19 protein-coding genes are annotated in these 18,002 nt (G+C 64.1%); 5 read left to right on the forward strand and 14 right to left on the reverse strand.

Translation table 11 applies throughout. The features are described from left to right. Nucleotides 1-3: 3 nt before the first annotated feature. Nucleotides 4-582: a helix-hairpin-helix domain-containing protein gene (locus EJC47_RS16635; protein WP_033965132.1), complete on the forward strand. Its 579-nt coding sequence runs from the start codon at nt 4-6 to the stop codon at nt 580-582. A gap of 21 nt (nt 583-603) precedes the next feature. On the opposite strand, the gene EJC47_RS16640 is transcribed toward EJC47_RS16635, so the two are convergent. Together EJC47_RS16640 and EJC47_RS16645 are read right to left on the reverse strand one after the other, a co-directional pair. Next, nucleotides 604-1,101 (reverse strand): PIN domain-containing protein, encoded by a 498-nt coding sequence (locus EJC47_RS16640; protein WP_033965126.1) that lies wholly within the window; start codon nt 1,099-1,101, stop codon nt 604-606. Continuing rightward, a complete protein-coding gene (locus tag EJC47_RS16645; protein ID WP_033965125.1) occupies nt 1,101-1,340 on the reverse strand; it encodes a type II toxin-antitoxin system Phd/YefM family antitoxin in 240 nt (79 codons plus the stop codon). Before EJC47_RS16645 ends, EJC47_RS16640 begins: the two co-directional genes overlap by 1 nt. A gap of 198 nt (nt 1,341-1,538) precedes the next feature. Here EJC47_RS16645 and EJC47_RS16650 point away from each other — a divergent pair, with 198 nt between their 5' ends. Beyond that, the gene (locus EJC47_RS16650; RefSeq protein WP_033965123.1) at nt 1,539-2,903 is read left to right on the forward strand and encodes a cation:proton antiporter; all 1,365 of its coding nucleotides are present in this window, start codon (nt 1,539-1,541) and stop codon (nt 2,901-2,903) included. 56 nt (nt 2,904-2,959) lie between these two features. Next, on the forward strand, nt 2,960-4,168 hold the full coding sequence (locus tag EJC47_RS16655) for an alginate export family protein (protein ID WP_126848998.1): 1,209 nt from the start codon (nt 2,960-2,962) through the stop codon (nt 4,166-4,168). Here the strand turns inward: EJC47_RS16655 and EJC47_RS16660 are convergent. From EJC47_RS16660 to EJC47_RS16670, 3 genes are all read right to left on the reverse strand, one after another. Beyond that, entirely contained in the window at nt 4,165-5,694 is a 1,530-nt protein-coding gene (locus tag EJC47_RS16660) for a tryptophan halogenase family protein (RefSeq protein ID WP_033965119.1), read from the reverse strand. The two genes, EJC47_RS16655 and EJC47_RS16660, sit on opposite strands and share 4 nt — an antisense overlap. A gap of 104 nt (nt 5,695-5,798) precedes the next feature. Continuing rightward, nucleotides 5,799-6,641 carry an alpha/beta fold hydrolase gene (locus EJC47_RS16665; RefSeq protein WP_126848999.1) on the reverse strand — a complete coding sequence of 281 codons (843 nt, stop codon included), beginning with the start codon at nt 6,639-6,641 and terminating at the stop codon, nt 5,799-5,801. A gap of 235 nt (nt 6,642-6,876) precedes the next feature. Continuing rightward, on the reverse strand, nt 6,877-7,539 hold the full coding sequence (locus tag EJC47_RS16670) for a response regulator transcription factor (RefSeq protein WP_126849000.1): 663 nt from the start codon (nt 7,537-7,539) through the stop codon (nt 6,877-6,879). 123 nt (nt 7,540-7,662) lie between these two features. Here EJC47_RS16670 and EJC47_RS16675 point away from each other — a divergent pair, with 123 nt between their 5' ends. Further along, entirely contained in the window at nt 7,663-8,460 is a 798-nt protein-coding gene (locus tag EJC47_RS16675; RefSeq protein ID WP_081988725.1) for a sensor histidine kinase, read from the forward strand. Nucleotides 8,461-8,546: 86 nt separating this feature from the next. On the opposite strand, the gene EJC47_RS16680 is transcribed toward EJC47_RS16675, so the two are convergent. The 9 genes from EJC47_RS16680 to EJC47_RS16720 form a co-directional block, all read right to left on the reverse strand. Further along, complete coding sequence (locus tag EJC47_RS16680; RefSeq protein WP_033965117.1) at nt 8,547-8,906, reverse strand: HdeA/HdeB family chaperone; 360 nt, start codon at nt 8,904-8,906, stop codon at nt 8,547-8,549. 206 nt (nt 8,907-9,112) lie between these two features. After that, nucleotides 9,113-9,487: a response regulator transcription factor gene (locus EJC47_RS16685; RefSeq protein WP_126849001.1), complete on the reverse strand. Its 375-nt coding sequence runs from the start codon at nt 9,485-9,487 to the stop codon at nt 9,113-9,115. A 75-nt stretch (nt 9,488-9,562) separates the two neighbouring features. Beyond that, nucleotides 9,563-10,222, reverse strand: a complete 660-nt coding sequence (locus EJC47_RS16690; RefSeq protein ID WP_033965115.1) for a response regulator transcription factor — start codon at nt 10,220-10,222, stop codon at nt 9,563-9,565. Between the two features lie 147 nt (nt 10,223-10,369). After that, nucleotides 10,370-11,443, reverse strand: a complete 1,074-nt coding sequence (rfbG, locus tag EJC47_RS16695; RefSeq protein ID WP_260591629.1) for a CDP-glucose 4,6-dehydratase — start codon at nt 11,441-11,443, stop codon at nt 10,370-10,372. Continuing rightward, on the reverse strand, nt 11,440-12,213 hold the full coding sequence (gene rfbF, locus EJC47_RS16700; protein ID WP_126849003.1) for a glucose-1-phosphate cytidylyltransferase: 774 nt from the start codon (nt 12,211-12,213) through the stop codon (nt 11,440-11,442). The genes rfbG and rfbF overlap by 4 nt, the downstream gene beginning before the upstream one ends. 99 nt (nt 12,214-12,312) lie before the next feature. Next, nucleotides 12,313-14,745: a TonB-dependent receptor domain-containing protein gene (locus EJC47_RS16705; protein ID WP_260591630.1), complete on the reverse strand. Its 2,433-nt coding sequence runs from the start codon at nt 14,743-14,745 to the stop codon at nt 12,313-12,315. Continuing rightward, nucleotides 14,732-15,682 carry a FecR family protein gene (locus tag EJC47_RS16710; protein WP_185867704.1) on the reverse strand — a complete coding sequence of 317 codons (951 nt, stop codon included), beginning with the start codon at nt 15,680-15,682 and terminating at the stop codon, nt 14,732-14,734. Before EJC47_RS16710 ends, EJC47_RS16705 begins: the two co-directional genes overlap by 14 nt. Before the next feature lie 33 nt (nt 15,683-15,715). Beyond that, complete coding sequence (locus EJC47_RS16715) at nt 15,716-16,231, reverse strand: RNA polymerase sigma factor (RefSeq protein WP_033965109.1); 516 nt, start codon at nt 16,229-16,231, stop codon at nt 15,716-15,718. Between the two features lie 182 nt (nt 16,232-16,413). Next, nucleotides 16,414-17,037 (reverse strand): M23 family metallopeptidase, encoded by a 624-nt coding sequence (locus EJC47_RS16720; protein WP_260591631.1) that lies wholly within the window; start codon nt 17,035-17,037, stop codon nt 16,414-16,416. A gap of 149 nt (nt 17,038-17,186) precedes the next feature. On the opposite strand from EJC47_RS16720, the gene EJC47_RS16725 reads away from it, so the two are divergent. Then, nucleotides 17,187-17,999 (forward strand): aldolase/citrate lyase family protein, encoded by an 813-nt coding sequence (locus tag EJC47_RS16725; protein WP_231565115.1) that lies wholly within the window; start codon nt 17,187-17,189, stop codon nt 17,997-17,999. Nucleotides 18,000-18,002 lie beyond the last annotated feature (3 nt).

The following is an 18,002-nucleotide window of genomic DNA, read 5'->3' on the forward strand; positions in this document are numbered from 1 at the left end:
ATGATGGCTAGCGGCCCGCAAAACCCGAACCAGGCGATCGACGTGATGGGACCGATCACCACCGTTCATATCGTCCTGATGGCGGCGCTGGCGATTGCGGCGGTCCTCGCCATCTGGTGGGGGACGGTGTTGCGCCGCCGCCGGGCGGAGGCAGAAACCCAAGTCGACGAAGACTTCGCGATCGCCGAGGAACATGGCGCAACCACGCCCGCCACCGTGCAAGGTATGGACGAAACGCCGCTGCCCGACCCCGCTTCGTCGCCCGAAGCCGTCGCCCCGCCGGTGCCCGCTCAGCCTCCGGTGCCCGCGCCGACACCAAGCGCGCCCACTCCACCGGTCGCCACCAACCTCGTCCAAATCAAGGGGCTGGGTCCGAAACTTGCCGCCGCACTTGGCGAACACGGCATCACCAGCGTCGAACAGATCGCCGCGCTAAGCCCGTCCGCCGCCGCTGACCTGGACGCAAAGCTCGGCACCTTCAAAGGCCGCATGACGCGCGACCGCTGGGTTGAACAGGCAAAGCTGTTAAACGCTGGCGACCGCGCGGGCTATGAAGCGGCATTCGGAAAATTGGGCGGCTGACCCGACCGCATCCGCTGGCAATCACGATCGTACGAACAGATTCCGCAGCCAGACCGCCCCGTCACGCCCGGCGGTGCGCCAATCGGCGTCCTCCGCCACCTCCTCGGCTCGATAACCGGTCGGATCGAACAGCTTGACCCGCGCGGTCTTGAAGGCGGCGGTATTGCGGGTCACCAGCGTCAGTCCATGTTCGAGCGCGGTCGCCACAAGCAAGGCGTCGCGCATATCCGCCAATGTTACCTGACCGCGCCGTTGCGCCACCGCAGTGTCGATGGGCAGGATATTGCCGTCAAAGGCGGGGATCACCCGATCGTCAATCCAGCGGCGCAGCGCCGCACCCGCAGCCTTGTCGCGCCGCGCAGCCTGGGTCGCCGCGGCCTCCAACTCGATCACGGTCAGCGCCGACACGAACAAGCGCTCGCGCGCGACCTCCCCGGCCCAAAGCGCAAGGCCCTGCTCGGTGTCCGGGCTTCGCGCACGGCGAAGATCGAAGACGATCGGCGTGTCGAGGAGAAACATTAGGAGACCTCCCGCGCGGCCCAGCGCCCCGGCGGTGGCAGCTCGTCGTCAGAGGCTCCCGGCATGGCGAGAAGATCGACGATCGAGTCGCACTGCCCGCTCATCTGGCGAAACGTTTGGAAGCTCATCAACACATGTGTCGGGCGTCCGCGGTCGGTTATGAACACCGGTTCGGTACGGGCCAAGCGCTTTGCCGCGCTGACATCCTGGTTGAACTCCCGGCTTCCGATGACCTTCATATGTGCCTATGTCGCTATTTTGAGCATGCTATTATGTAGCGATGTTACTACATTGTTGACCCCGCGCAACACAAGGCACGATGTGGCGGAAAAAACGCGGCGTCGACCCGCTACGGTGTTGCACACATCGGAATAAGCGCGCTTTTCTAAACGTCGCGACGGCGGGGACGCAGCTGCGCGAGACGATGGGGAGAGTGCATGTTTGAACTGTTGACCAGCGCGTGGCACGCGCTGACGGGGGTCCTAGGTCCGCACGGTCCGGCGGTGAATGCCGCAAAGAGCTATGTACCTGGCGACTTCAGCATCCACTTTTTCCTGCAGCTCGCCGTCATCATTTTCACCTGTCGCGTGGTCGGATGGCTGGGCAAGAAACTGCTGCACCAGCCGCAAGTCGTCGGCGAAATGATCGCCGGCGTGATCCTTGGGCCTTCGCTGTTCGGGCTGCTGCTTCCCGATCTGCAGCTCACTGTCTTCCCCAAGGAAACGCGCAACGTGTTGTACGTGGGCGCACAGCTGGGCGTCGGCCTGTATATGTTCATCGTCGGGCTGACCCTGAACCTTGATCACTTCAAATCCAAGGCGCGCAGCGCGGCAATGGTATCGGGGGCGGGAATCGCGGCACCGTTCCTGTTTGCAGTGCTGATCACCCCCTTCCTGTTGACCGTCCCCGGCCTGTTCGCGCCGGGCATCGACCGGGCGAGCGCGACCCTGTTCATGGGCGCGTGCATCGCGCTGACGGCGTTTCCAATGCTGGCGCGGATCATCAACGAGCGCGGGCTCGCCAACTCGTCCCTGGGAACCTTGTCGCTGACGGCCGGTGCCTTTGACGATGCCGCATCGTGGTGCGTGCTGGCGATCGTGCTGGCCACCTTCGGCGCGGGGGCCGGGGTGGCGGTGCTCGCGATCGGCGGTGCGGTGCTCTACACCGCCTTCATGCTGGGGTTCGGGCGACGCTTGCTCGCCCCGCTCGGCCGCATTGTCGAGCGAGAGGGCGCGATGAGCAGCGAGATGCTGGCGATGGCCATGCTGCTCTTCTGCCTGTCGGCCTTCGTGATGGATGCGATCGGGATCCATGCCATTTTCGGCGGCTTCCTGATGGGCGTGTGCATGCCGCGCGGGCTGTTCGTCGAGGAGCTGAAGCGCAAGGTGGAGCCGCTTGCGGTGGTGCTGCTGTTGCCCATGTTCTTTACCTATTCCGGGCTCAACACGCGCCTGGACATGGTCAACTCCGCCACGCTGCTGGTCATCGCGCTGGGCATCCTGATCGTATCGATCCTGGCGAAATTCGGGGCATGTTACGCGGCCGCGCGTTTGTCGGGCGAGGACAATCGTACGGCGCTCGGCATTGGGGCCTTGATGAATTCGCGCGGGCTGATGGAACTGATCATCATCAATATCGGCCTTCAAAAGGGCATTATCGGGCCGACGCTGTTCTCGATGCTGGTGCTGATGGCGATCGTCACGACCGTCATGGCCACGCCGTTGTTCGAGGCGGTCTATGGCCGCAAAGCACGCGCACGCGGCGAACTGGGCGCGCTCGACGCACCGCTTGCAACCATCTGATCCTGCGCCCCGCCGCCAAGGCGGTGGGGCCAAAGCTTTTCTTTTCGGAGAACGCCATGAAGACCGCGCTTGCGATAGCGGCCGGCCTGTCGTTGGTGGGTGTCGCCCATGCCCAGGAGGTTACGGTTACCCCCAGCGCCGACGTGCGCCTGCGCTACGAGCATATCGACCAGGATGGATTGCCCCGCGATGCCGATGCGGTGACGCTGCGCATACGCCCCGGTGTCACCGCCAGCTGGAACGGCTGGTCCGCCCTCGTCGAGGGCGAGGGCGTGCTGGCGCTGGCCGACGGCTACAATGACGGATTGAACGGCAAGACGCTCTACCCGCTGGTGGCCGATCCGGAGAATATCGAGCTCAACCGCGCGCAATTGCGCTATGCGGGCAAGGATGGCCTGGCGCTGACGACGGGACGGCAACGCCTCGCCTTTGTCGACGAACGCTTCGTCGGGTCAGCCGGATGGCGGCAAAGCGAGCAGACCTTCGATGCCGCACGCTTCCAATGGGGCAAGGCGACCGGACTCACCGCGGACCTCGCCTATAGCTGGAACGTGCAGACCGTGAACGGTAGCAACGGGACGGGCGCGCGGCCGCGCTACATCGGCGGCAACAACCTCTTCGCGGTACTTGGCTATGCGACCGGCATCGGCACAGTCAGCGGCTTCGCCTATCTCGTCGATCAGGATGCCAGCGCCGTGCAGGGCTTTCGCCTGTCGAGCCAGATCTATGGCGTGCGCTTTGCCGGCAAGGCTGCGCTCACCCGCGACATCTCGCTTGGCTATAGTGCGAGCTGGGCGCGGCAAAGCAACTGGCATCGCAACCCCAATCGTTATGCCGCGAGCTATTGGCTGGGCGAAGCGACGCTCGGCATAAAGGCGTTCACCGCAACGATCGGCTATGAGGTGCTGGGCGCGGACAAGGGTATCGCGCTGACCAGCGTACAAACGCCACTCGCCTCCTTCTTCAAGTTCAACGGTTGGGCCAGCAAGTTCGCGACCACGCCGCCAAACGGCCTGCGCGACGGTTATGGGACGATCGGCTATGGCTGGAAAAACATCGGCCCGCTCGACGCCATCACTCTGGGCGCGACCTGGCACCGTTTTGCCAGCGACCGGCTCGATCAGCATTATGGCGACGAGCTCGACCTGATCGCTTCGGCCCGGCGCAAACACTACACGCTGTCGGCACGCTTTGCGCGCTATCGCGCAAGGAGCTTCGCGACCGATACCGACAAAGCGTGGCTGCAGATCGACTGGAACCTTTAGCGAAGCATCAGACCGGCATTGATATCGTGCAGCAGCGCGCGGTTGGTCGGCAAATCGGCAACCGCGCGCTCGCCAAAGCTGCGGATGCGCGCGAACATCTTTTCCGCAACCGCCCCGTCCGGAAAATCCCCCCGGCCCGCCGCAAGATCGGTCGGGAAGTCCATGCCGTACAGGATGTACTGATAGTTGAAATAGGCGAAGCTTTCGACATCGATCAGGAAATCGAAGCGGTTGGGCGGGCGGTGCCGCCATTGGTCCAGCAGATCGCGCAGCGCCTCGGGGATCGAGTCCGGGGCGATATTGTCGCGCCAGAACGGCTCCTCGCGTCGGCTGAGACAATAATGCAGCTTCAAAAAGGTGATAATCCGGTCATAGCGCGCCGCCATCAGCGCATTGAAACGCCGCGCGGGCGCATCGATCGGCCCGGTATGGGGAAACAGTTCGGCGATCATCGCCACCGCCGCCTCGACCAGCACCACGCCGGTCGATTCGAGCGGCTCCAGAAAGCCCCCCGACAGGCCCACCGCGACGCAATTCCCAATCCATTGCTGCGTGCGATAGCCCGATTCAAACGGGATGGTGCGCGCAGTAAAGCGATCGTGACCGATATAGCGCTGCAACATCTCCGCGGCGCGATCGTCGGTCATATGCGCCGAGGAATAGACGCACCCGATGCCGCGCGCACCCTCCAGCGCGATATCCCATGTCCACCCCGCCGGATGCGCTGTCGCGATCGTGAAACTCTCGATCGGCGCATCGGCACGATCGTAACCGATCTTGCAGGCGAGCGCGCGATCGGTGAACAATTGGTCCCGCACCGACTTGAACGGCGCGCCCAGCGCCTTGCCGATCAACTCGGCGCGGAAGCCCGAACAGTCGATATAAAGATCGGCTTCCAACGCGCCATGCTCGCGCGTCGCGACATGGGCGATGCTGCCATCCTCGGCCAGCGCGACGTCGGTCAGCAACCCTTTGAGGTGCCGCACCCCAAGTTCGACCGCGCGGTGTTCGATGATCTCAACGAATTTGCCCGCATCGAAATGATAGGCATAGTTGAGCGGCCCGGAGAACGCGCCTTCATCGGCCCGCTTGGGCGCACGGCCGCTTTCGGCGACGCGATTCTGGATCGTCATGGCTTCGGCAAAGGGCGCGCGCTTCGCCGCGTCCTGCAACAGCCAATAGGGAACCAGGCTGGTGCGCTCGGTATGGAACGGCGCTTCGAACGGATGCAGGTAACGATGTCGCCGCCCGTCGGCGGTCGGCGCGTGCAGCCAGTCGTCGAAACGGATACCCTGTTTGAAGGTGCCCGATGTCTCGCGCAAAAAGTGCGCTTCATCGATGCCAAGGAACTGCAGCGTCGCGCGGATTGTGGGAAACGCGCCTTCGCCGACCCCGATGATCCCGATGTCGGGCGATTCCAGCAGCGTGATCTCGATCCGCCCATCGAAGAAGCGAGCGAGATAGGCGGCGGCAAGGCATCCGGCCGTGCCGCCCCCCACTACCAGGATCTTTCGCTTGGCAGGCATTCCTTTCCGCTAGCGCATCGCGGCCCCAGCGGGAACACCAAACCGGCAATTGGAGACAATACCCGGTCGATCATTCCCGATGGCGCGTGCGATGGCCGGGAAGGTCAGCCCTTTACGAAGGCAAGCAGATCCGGATTGATCACATCGGCATGCGTGGTCAACATGCCGTGCGGATAGCCGGGATAAATTTTGAGCGTCCCGTGCTGCACCAGCTTGGCCTGCAGCAAAGAGGCATCCTTATAGGGCACGACCTGATCGTCATCGCCCTGCAGGATGAGCGTGGGCACCGACATCGCCTTGAGATCGTCGGTCTGGTCGGTTTCCGAAAACGCCTTGATGCCTTCATATTGGGCCAGTGCGCCGCCCATCATGCCTTGCCGCCACCAATTGTCGATCACTGCCTGCGAGACCTTCGCGCCCGGACGGTTGAAGCCGTAGAACGGGCCCGACGCGACATCGAGATAGAATTGCGCACGTCCCGCCGCGAGTGCCGCGCGGTAACCGTCGAACACCGAAATCGGCGTGCCGCCCGGATTGCCCGGCGTCTTGAGCATCAGCGGGGGCACCGAGCTGACCAGCACCGCCTTGGCGACGCGCCCCTGCGGCTCACCATAGCGCGCCACATAGCGTGCCACTTCGCCGCCACCCGTCGAATGGCCGATGTGCACCGCATTGCGCAAATCGAGATGCTCGACCACTGCCGATGCGTCTGCGGCGTAATGATCCATGTCATTGCCGGTCGACACCTGGGTGGAACGGCCGTGGCCACGCCGATCATGCGCGACGACACGATAGCCGTTGAGCAGGAAGAACAGCATCTGCGTGTCCCAATCGTCCGCCGACAACGGCCAGCCATGATGGAAGACGATCGGCTGGGCATCGCGCGGGCCCCAGTCTTTGAAGAAAATCTCGGTACCGTCTTTGGTCTTCACAAAACCACTGCTCATGATCGTATCTCCGTGAGGCTGGGGGAAATGAGATTGCGCGAAGCCTGCCGAGGGCAGCAGCGTCGCCGCTGCAACCCCGCCTAACCCCATCACGACGGTGCGGCGGGATGGTTCGACAGTTGGGAATGGCATGCGTCGCGCCTCCGGGCTGAAGCTGGATTGCTTCTCGAGAAACGGGCTAGCCCCGACCGCCGGGCGGGCAAATTATACGATAGTTGCGGTCCCCGGCGGGCCGTCAGGCGTAAGCGGCGAACCTGGCGGCGGTGACTTCGCGGGCACCCAGCCCTTCTGCCATCCGGACAAGGTCGGCGAGCGACTGCGCCCGCATCTTGCGCATCATATTGCCGCGATGGATCTTGACCGTGATTTCGCTGACCGACAGGCGACCGGCAACCTGCTTATTGAGCAGACCCGCCGTGACGAGGCTCATCACCTCGCGTTCCCGCGGCGTCAACGTATCGTACAGGCGACGAACGTCCTCCGCCTCGCAACGCGCCGCGCGGCGCGCGCGATCGATCACGACGGCCTCATCGATCGCCGCAAGAATGTCGTCATCGTTGCAGGGCTTTGTCAGAAAGTTGACGGCCCCCGCTTTCATCCCGCGAACCGTCATCTGGATGTCGCCGTGCCCGGTCATCAAAATCACCGGCACATGCAACTGACGCCCCAGCAGCTCCTGCTGAAAATCGAGACCGTTCAAGCCGTTCAGACGGATGTCCAGCAGCAGGCATGCCGCCTCCTCCGCTCGCCCGCACCCGAGATATTGGTCCGGTGACTCAAAGGCACACACACTAAAGCCAACCGAGCGCAGCAAGCTGTCGATAGCGGCGCGCACAGCACTGTCGTCATCGATAACGCAGATCAGGCCGGACGGCGTTTTGGCCAAGTCGCTCACCATGCGTCTCCCCTTCGTCTCAACGATCGCCCGACCGAGCCATCGCCCCGCCGACCGGAGCCAGACCCTATTCCACCGACGGATATGCGCTAGCCATCTCTGCAGGTGCCGACCCCAGACTTCCGTATGATGGACCGGGCCCTGGCGCACGTCCTGTCGGTCCTTACAAAAGCGTCTGGATGCGGCCTAAACGTCCGTATGATGGCGCATGCTCGGCAAACGGAGGATCAGGTCTCATCACCGTTTGAAGAGAGCACTCCGCCAATGACCCCTGTGCCGACTCTCACGCTGAACACCCCCTCGGCGTTCACCGTGCTTCCGCCTGCCGCAAAGCGGACCGTTGCGGACGAATCCCATCACCGGATCGCCAACAATCTGCAACTGCTCGCGGCAATGGTGTCGATCGAGGCACGCCGCGTGGCGGATCCCCTGGCGCTCGCGGCGCTCACCATGACTCAGCGCCGCATTGCGGCCATCGCGGGGGTGCACCGGCACCTCTATCAGGCCGGCGATCCGCTCGCAGTCGATCTGGCCGCGTATTTGCAGTCACTGGGCGAGGATCTTCAGCAGTGCTGCGCCGATCCGGCGGCGGGGCGCAATATCGTCGTCAGTGTCGAACCGGTTACGGTCTCGTCCGACGACGCGACCGCGCTGGGCATTCTGGTGTCCGAGCTAGTCGGCAACGCCTGCAAATATGCCTATCAGCCGGGGCAGCCGGGCGACGTATGGATTACGTTATCCGCGATGCCTTTCGGGGGATATCGCCTCGATGTGTCCGATCGGGGGCGCGGCATCGTCGCGGGGGCCGCACCTCAAGGGACCGGCTTTGGTGCGCGGCTGATTGAGATGATGGCAACCCGGCTTAACGCCTCTTACGCGTGGCATGACGCCGCGCCCGGCACACTCTTTTCGCTGTTCGTCTAGCTCTTGCGCCAACGGCACCGAGCCCAGAAAGCGCGATCCCGCGCACACGAAAGGGGCGGACCAGCAACGCTGATCCGCCCTTGGCCTTACCGCTGATACAATACAGTGCTGACCGTATCGCGCAGCGCACCGTGACGGCGCGACTTGCACGTGCTGACCACGACCGGCACGATTTTTTCAACCCCCGTAACGTCGATGACCTTGACCTTGGGATCACGCCCCTTGTTCAGACCGATGGCGTAGGAAACCGCTTGCGGCTTGAACTTGTCAGCCAGACTGAGAAAGTCCTCGCATGAGACTTCTTCGCCACCCTTGCGCGTGTTGACGAATTGGTTGGTGGTGACGACGCCATTCTTGACAGAAACGGGCTTGGCGCTCTGCGCGGAGACTGGACCAGCAAGAGCAACCGCAAGGAGGCTGGTGAAAAGAAGTGTTGGCTTGAGCATGGGCGGACCTTTCTGATCGTGTTCGCAAGCGAACGCACGAGGTGAACATCGAAAGACCGCGATCCGGACAACAAGTACTGCATCGGCTATCCGGTCGCGATCATCGCCTATTTAGGTCGGCCCGACTGCCCGTTTGATCATACCTAGATATGGGTTTCGGCTTTACGTCGGTCTGCAGTTCGGCGGAACTGCAGCGTGTGCGCCGCTCAATCAAGCGGACCAAGCACATCGGCGAGATAGCCGGCAAGGACTTCGGCTGCACCCGGCTTTTCCAAAAGACACGCGATACCACCCCTTGCCGCGCGATCCTTGATTTGCTCGGTGGGATAGGCGGTCATCAGGATGAAAGGAACAGTGCTGCCATTCGCGTGAAGCGTCTCATGCAGTTCCACACCCGACATACCCGGCATGTGCAGGTCCGAAACGATGCAGCCCAGCTCCGCAGGTGGCGAATCCAGAAACGCGAGCGCCGAAGGAAACTCCGCCACCTCCAGCCCGAGCGACCGCACCAAGCTGACGGTTGCCAAACGCACGAGCTCGTCGTCTTCAACTATGGCAACCGTCCGCGCTCTGTCCTGCATCAACTTTCCCGGTCGGAGCGATGCCGACGCACGAACTTTAGAAGCCGTTGTTCAAAGCGGAAACCATACGAAGGTCTAGGCAGAAGAGGTACGCCCCTCGGCAAGCGCGGCTGCGCGAACCAGATCCGCGATCGTGCGAACCCCCATCTTCTTCATCATAGAACCGCGGTGCATCTTTACCGTGATTTCGCTGAGGCCCAGCTGGCCGGCAATCTGCTTGTTCATCAACCCGGCAACCACGAGTCCCATTACCTCCGTTTCGCGGTGGGTTAGCGTGGCGTAACGCTGGCCTGCCGCATGAAGCGCATTTTCGGCGGCCAGCCGTTTACGATCCCGCTCCAGCGCAGCTTCGACCGCGTCGAGAATGTCCTGATCGCGAAATGGCTTGGCGAGGAAGTCCACCGCCCCAGCCTTCATCGCGCGAACACTCATCGCGATGTCGCCATAGCCGGTGATAAAGATGATCGGCGCGTGATCGCCGCGCTCCGCCAGCTTCGCCTGAATTTCCATGCCGTTCATGCGCGGCAGGCGAATATCCACGACGAGGCAGGTGGGACCGGCGGGACGTGGATGTTCGAAGAGCGCCTGGGCGGAGTCGAAAAGCAGGGTTTGCAGCCCGATCGAACGAAACAGGGAGTCCATCGCCGCGCGCACCATCGAATCATCGTCGACGACGATGACCGTTGGGGCGGTTGCCTCATGGGCTCCTGCGCTCGCTCCGGGGTATTGTGACACTCGAACCCTCTCCCGAAGTCGCTTGGCGCGACACGCTCGCCGTCAAGCCGGCCAGGCGCGCATCGACGACGCGGTTGCCCGCATGTCCCAAACGAAACCGCCGCGCAAGAATTGCCCGGCGGGGGCGCAAGCGCAACACCTTCCCCGTCAAGCCAGCTCCCGGACCGCAGAGACCTCTACATAGCGGGCAATCTGTGCGCGTGTCACGGCCTGCGCATCTTGCCCCGCCGCCACCGCCCGGTGCCAGGCGACGACCCATTCCAGTGCCTGATGGAGCGTCAGCGACGGTCTCCAGCCGAGCGCGGCGCGGACTTTCGAACAGTCCAGCCGCAACAATCCCGCCTCATGCGGGAGTGGACGCCGATCGACCACAGGCTGGTCTGCCGCCTCGCCCCAAGCCGCACGCATCCGCTCGACGATCCATGACACCGGGCGGGCGTCGTCATCGGCGGGCCCGAAATTCCAGCCGTCGGCAAAGCCCATGTCGCCCTCCAGTAAGCGTTCGCCGATCGCCAGATAGCCCCCCAGCGCTTCCAGCACATGCTGCCACGGTCGCACCGCGTCTGGAGAGCGGATCAGCGGCGGGGTCCCGGTTGCAAACGCCCGGACCAGATCGGGTACCAGCCGGTCCGCCGCCCAGTCCCCGCCGCCGATAACATTGCCAGCCCGCACCGATGCTAGCGCAGGGCCATGCCCGGTGAAGAAGGACCGACGATAGGCCGCAATGACCAACTCTGCCGCCCCCTTGCTGCTGCTATAGGGGTCGTGACCGCCCATCGCGTCGGTCTCGCGATACGGCCAGATCCATTCGCGGTTCTCGTAGCATTTGTCGCTGGTCACGCACACGATCGCGCCAACCCCGGATACCAGCCGGGCGGCTTCGAGCACATGCACCGTACCCATCACGTTCGTCGCATAGGTTCCGACCGGGTCATCATAGGAATGCCGGACCAGCGGCTGCGCGGCGAGATGGAAAATGATCTCCGGACGGGCTGCCTCAACCACCGCCCGCACCACGGCAGGGTCCCGCACATCGCCCTCGACGTGCGTCACACGCGACGCCACGCGCGCCGCCGCGAACAAGCTCGGATCGGTGGGAGGAGCCAAGGCCAGCCCCGTCACGTTCGCCCCGAGCGCCTCCAGCCAGAGGCTGAGCCAACTCCCCTTGAAGCCGGTATGGCCCGTGACGAGAACGCGGCGGCCCTTCCAGATGTCGTTCACCAGCGCTTCCACGGTGCGTTGCCCGCTTTCCACAGATCCTCGAGGTAGAGCTTGTCGCGCAAGGTATCCATCGGCTGCCAAAAGCCCTCATGACGATAGCCCATCAGCTCGCCACCGCGGGCCAGGCGCTCGAGCGGCTCGGCTTCCCACACCGTATCGGGTCCATCGATCAAATCGAGCACCGACGGATCGGCGACAAAGAAGCCGCCGTTGATCTGCCCCCCATCGCCAGCCGGTTTTTCCCGAAAATCGGTCACGCGCCCATTATCGAACTCGAGCGCACCAAAGCGTCCCGGTGGCGAGACTGCGGTGATCGTGGCGCGTAGGCCGTGCGCCTTGTGAAAGCGCACCAGCGCCGCAACGTCGATATCGGCAACACCGTCTCCATAAGTGAAACAGAACGGTTCGTCGGGATCGAGATACGGCCGGATTGCCGCCAACCGTCCGCCCGTCATCGTCGATGCCCCTGTCTCAACCAGGGTCACCCGCCACGGCTCGCTGCGCGCATAATGGATTTCCATCCCGTTTCCGTTGCGCAAATCGATGGTAACGTCGGAGGTGTGGAGAAAGTAGTTGGCGAAATATTCCTTGATCAAATATCCTTTGTAACCAAGACAGATCACGAAATCATTCAGCCCTGCAGCAGAATAGATCTTCATGATGTGCCACAGGATCGGCATACCGCCGATCTCCACCATCGGCTTGGGCCGCACGGCAGTTTCCTCACCGAGCCGACTGCCCAGCCCCCCGGCCAAAATCACGGTTCGCATCTCAACTCCGCTACTGGGTCTTTGGCTTGAAGACGGAGGCACCGGGACGAGCCCGTAATCGGTCCATGGCAAGAACCCGCCTCGCCACCGCAGCGGCGCTCAGAAAGCCAGATCGAATCCCAGGCGGACGCTGCGCGGCTGCAGTGGGGTGATTTCGTCGTGGTCGCGCAGCAGGAACGGCGATCCGTAAGCGAAGCGGTTGCCGCGCATATCGAGCAGATTGGTGACCGCCAGGCTGATCCCGAAACGCGGCGGACCGATGCGAAGCTCGGTCCCGGTGTCCCAATACGCGCCCTGGATCTTTCCCAACACCGTGCCGACGCCGAGCGTCGAATGGCCAATATAGCGAGCGAAGCCCGTCGCTTGGACGGGGGTGCCAGCGACGCGGCGCTCGTAGGTGGCACCGACGCGACCGCTCGCATCGGCCACGTTGGGCAAACGGCTCGAATCGAGATTGGCACCTTCGAGACTGATCAGGAACGGCGAGGAACGGATGACCCGACTGCTATTGAGATAGAGCGAAGCCTCCAGTTCCAGTCCGTCGACTGGTCGCCATTTCGAGGCCATCCCGATCGACAGGATCCGTCCGTCGCCGATGTTCGACGTGGTCGGAAACCCAAAGCCGTCGATCAAATCGGCCTGAATATTGGTCCACCGTGTCCAGGCGATTCCGATGTTGGCGTCCAGCCGGTGGGCGCGCCAACGCAATCCTCCTTCCAGCGTACCGAGGCGGTCGGCGTTAAAATGCTGGATGAAGTCCTGCCGCACCGCGATCCCGCCTGGGCGGAAGCCTTGTTGATACCGCGTGAACAGCGTCCAGGCATCGCCAATGCGATAGGCCAGCGCCGCCGACGGCAGAAAGCGCGATTCGCTGCGCGATGCCTCAGCCCCCGGCTCCACCCGCAGCGCCACCGGCTGCACGACGTCCAGCGATTTGCCCGAGAGCCGCGAGGTGGTGGCGCGCCCGCCGAGCGTGACCGTCAGTCGGGGCAGCAGTTTGACGGTACCCTCGCCATAGACCGTCGCTTCCTGAACCATGTTCCGGACGCCGGTCAGCGGCACGCCGGAGGCGGCCGGGCCGGTGTCGACATACATCCGGCGATTTACGGTCGCGGTGTTCCCGAGCAGGCTTAGCCCGACAACCCACCCGGTGCCGTCGCGACCGCGTTGTCCCAGCCGACCCTCAGCTGACACCATCTCGATCTGATTGGTCTGCCCGAAAGCGGCAATAGCGCTGTTTATCGACGGAGCGAGCGCCGGTCGCGCGGGATCGGACAGTTCCTGCCCTTCGAAGATCTCGGCAACCTTCTGCCGAGTATAGCCAAGCGACGCGGTGAAATCGAGCGTGCCCCATTGCTTGCGCGCAACCAGTTCGGCCAGGCCGTAGGTGTTGTCATAAGGTTGCGCGATCGAACTGGCGCGCGTCAGGCCGTTGCCCCCGCGATCGGCATATTGCGCATCGTCTCCATGAATGCTCTGGCCGACCCCGTCGATATCGACGGTCCATCCATCGCCGGGTTCGATCCGAACGCCAAGCCGCCCCCCAAGCGTCCGCACGCGATTGACGTCCTTCAACCCGCGTTTCACGTCATCGATATATCCGGCATCGGTGGAGGCAAAGAACAGCGCGCGCAGCGCCGCGCGGTCGGGTGCCACGGGCAGGTTCAAGATGGCACCGCCGTCACCTCCCAAGCCGCCATGCTGCACCGCCTGCACGCCGCCCCACGCCTGCCCGCCGAACGCGGTGAGATCGGGCGCGCGCGGCACGACGCGCACGACGCCGCCGAGCGATCCGGCACCGTACAGCGTGCCCTGTGGCCCCTCCAGCACCTCGACCCGCTCGACGTCGTACAGCCGCAAACTCGGGTCGGGCGCGCTGTAGGTGATGCGGCTATTGCCCCAATATTGGCCAACCGTCGCCTGGGTCGGCCCGACGAAGCTCGAATCGGCGATACCGCGGATGAACAGTTTGTTGCGCCCAGGGCCGAGGTGCGTCGATGCGACGCTGGCGACACGCATTTCCAGCAGATCGTTGCCGCGCGCCGCCGCCGCCGCGCTCAGGCTGCGGCCATCGAGGATCTGCACGCCACCGGGATAGGCGCTGAGCGGGATGTCGCGCTTCGACCCCGTCACCACGATATCCTGGGGTTCGGGCTCCGGCTCCGTAGCAGGGCGGGTTGCCGGCGGGCGGGCCGCTGCGGGCATGGCCCGTGGCGCGCGAGGAACTGCGGCGGGAGCCGCCTCGACCAGATAGGTCGCCGATGCGACCCGCCGGGCCTGCAGGCCGGTTTTTTTGAGCATGCGAGCGAGCGCTTGTTCTGCCGTCAACCGCCCCTGCACCCGGCGCACGCCGATCGTTCCGAGGCGAGGCTCCCGAAAACCGATGCTGGCACCGGTCTGCAGGCTCAGCGCGCGCACCGCCTGCGCCAGGGGTGCAGAGCGGACATCGACCGCTGCGGCGCGCTCCTGCGCCAAGGCCGGTGTCGCCATGCCGATCGCCGCAAGCGGCCAGACCCTGTTACCGATCCGCATCGGCCGCGGCCATCGCCCATCCGTCCTTCCCGCGCGTAAAGCGAACACCCAGCAGCGGTCCGGCGCGGTCGAGCGTGCGCTCGGGTGAATCTGCCAGCATCAAGGTTCCGCTGAATCGCATGCGCCCGGCAATGTCGGGGATACGAATCGGCTCGCCGATATTGCGGCTCAGATCACGCGCAACCCGATCGAGCGACACATCGTCATACTGCAAATGGCCAGTCCGCCAGCCCCCAATGCCGTCGGGGCTGACTTTGCCGAGTCGAGGTTTTGCGGTAGCCGTTGGGCGCGTCAGGTTCGCGCCGGCATCAAGGCGGATGTTGTCCTTGCCGGGCGCGTACACCACCGCCCCTTGCGCCACTGCAACCTCAAGCGCGTCGTGATCATGGACGACGTCGAACACCGTGCCCGCATCGACCAGCCGCGTCCCCCCCGCCGTCACCACAAACGGATCGCGCGCATTGTGGCGGATGGTGAACAGCGCTTCGCCCGCAACCAGCGTCACCGCGCGCGGTTTGCTTGCATCAAAGGTGAGACGTGTACTGGCGTTCAGGATCACGGTTGAGCCATCGGCGAGCGCGAAGGTGCGGTGCTGGCCCGGCCCGGTCGCAATCTCCTGCTTGTGGTCGGCAGGGAAGAGCGTGACCCAGGCACCAACGACCGCCAACGCGGCAGCGGCAGCGGCACCGCCGCCGACCAGCGCCCAGCGCCGATGCGTGCGCGGACGCCCTCCAAGAGCGACCGGCGGTGGCGCACTGCGCAGCACCTCCTCCGCCCAATGGTCGTCGTCGACCGCAGCATCATAGGCCGCAAGATGCGCGGGATCCTGTTCGAGCCATTCGGTGAGGCCGTCCCAATCCGCAAAGGACGCGTCGTGAACCCGGATCACCCAGCGGCGCGCGGTTTCCTCGACCGTTGCAGATTCAGGCGCGTTCATGACCATATCCCCCTAATGACGGAGTGGTAGCGCTCATTCCGCATCCAACTTTACCTTTAGCGCCGCCAAGGCCCGATACGCCTTTTGCAAATCCTTCTCGACCGAGCTCAAACTCACCCCCAACGTCTTTGCAATCGATGCCTGGCTTTCCCCTTCCAGGCGATAGCTCCGAAACACCCGATCGACCCGCGGCCCCAAGGCGGCGAGGACGGCGTCGGCTTCGCGCAACCGCTGCCGCGCGATCAGCACGCGTTCGCCGCCAGGCACATCCTGCGGGGTATCGCCGGTGCTGTGCCAATCCTGCTGTCGCCGCTCGCGGCTGACATTCGAGCGGTGCCGGTCGCGCATCAGGTTCTCGGCCGCGCGAAAGAGATAGGAGATCGGATCGACGACAGGCTGGCTGGTCGACAGCGCGACGCGTTGCCACAAATCCTGCAGCACATCCTCGGCTTCGTCGCCCGCGCCGCGCACCGCCAGAAAGCGCAACAGACGCGCACGCTCGTTGACGATCAGGAGTTGCAGCCCGCTATTGTGCCGTTCTGCATCCATTTCGAGAGCCAAGTTCCATCGCCATGCTGCGCATACGTCCGCCGCCGCGATGGGTTGGCGGCACCGGCACCGTACGACGTCGAGTGGCATCGGCTCTAGAGTGCATGGCCATGCGTTGCCAAGTCCCTGCATGGAACGGGCGGCAATGGGCACGTCCGGTGCTGCATCGGCCAGCGATGAACTTACCGCACCGCCGCCGCCCGATCGCGCGCCCGCGCAAAGGCGGAGATATGCGACGGCGCAGCGGCGGGGGAGGCCGTTCCTTCGCTCTGCGCAACCGCCCCGAACATGCCAAGCGGATCGACGGCCTGCCCGTTCAATCGCACCTCGAAGTGCAGATGACTGCCGGTCGATCGCCCGCTCGATCCCATCAGCGCGATCACTTCCCCGCGTTCGACTCTCTCCCCGTCGTGGACAAGCAGGCGCGACAAATGTCCATAACGGCTTTCGAGATTGCCGGCATGGACGATCTCCACCAGATTGCCATAGCCGCCCGCGACACCGGCAAACCGCACGGTGCCTGCATCGGCAGCGCGCACCGCCGACCCCAAGGCACCCGGTATGTCGATCCCCTTATGCAGCGCGTGTCCCGCGTGAAACGGGTCTTCGCGAACGCCGAAACGCGACGACAGGCGGGGCAAACCGAGGGTCGCCAATGGAGCATTCAGGATCGGCGGGGCCTGTGCTGCCGACCAATCCATCATGCGGTCACGAAAGGCCGCGTCATTGCCGGCGGGAAGGCCGCCACCGGCTTCCGCTGTCGGCATCGGCGCGACGATCAGCAACAGGCACGGGCAAAGCGTCAAGGCGAGCGGCATAGCGCGAAGACGGAGCGCCCGTGCAGAACCCGTAATTGCTGGCCGATCCGCGACCGGGCGAAAAACGCTTTACGGGTTCCCCCGCGAGGCTCCGTCTCTGTCCCGACAACCACCTGCGGATCGAGAGGGAAGCCACCTTGAACATCACCGAACGCGGCATGCTCGACATGCTGAAAAGGGGCCGGGACGAATTTGGCGTGGTCGCGGTCAAGGCCGAATTCGAAGCCGAAGGCACGCGTCCCGACGAGTTTCTTCGCCTGCTGCACCTCACCCGCGCCGCGGGCTTGAAAGTCGCGCTCAAAATCGGCGGCTGCGAGGCGATCTCCGATTTGCTGGCATCGCGCCTGTACGGCGTCGACCACATCATCGCGCCGATGATCGAGACCCCCTATGCGCTCACCAAATATATCGAGGCCAAGCGCAAGACCTATGGCCTTGAGCCCGCGAGCGCCAAGTTCCTGTTCAATCTCGAGACCGATACGACGCTTCGCAACCTGGAGGCGATGCTGCCGCTGGCGGGTGCCGATCTGGATGGCGTGGTGTTCGGCCGGGTGGATTTCACCTTGTCGCGAGGCCTGCCGCGCGGCGCGATCAACGATCGTCAGATCACCGATGCGGTGCTGTCGGTCGCGCGCGCCTGCGCTGCAGCGGATCTGGAACTGGTCGTCGGCGGGTCGGTAGCAGTCGAGGCCGGGCCTGCGCTGCGCGAAATCCGCAAGGTTCGGCTCGACCGGTTCGAAACGCGCAAGGTCGTGTTCGATGGTGCCACCGCCGAGCATCCGCGCTTCGAAGCCGCGATTGCCAATGCCGTGGCGTTCGAGCTCGCCTGGCTGGAGAACAAGCGCGACTATTATGCGACGATTGCGGACGAAGACCTCGCCCGCTTGCGGATGATGCGGGAGCGCAGCGCCCGCGCGTCGTTCGATCAAAAGACCAGCGTGGCGGCCTGATCT

It is taken from the genome of Sphingomonas sp. TF3 (genome assembly GCF_003985085.1).
In the GTDB taxonomy this organism is placed as follows: domain Bacteria; phylum Pseudomonadota; class Alphaproteobacteria; order Sphingomonadales; family Sphingomonadaceae; genus Sphingomonas.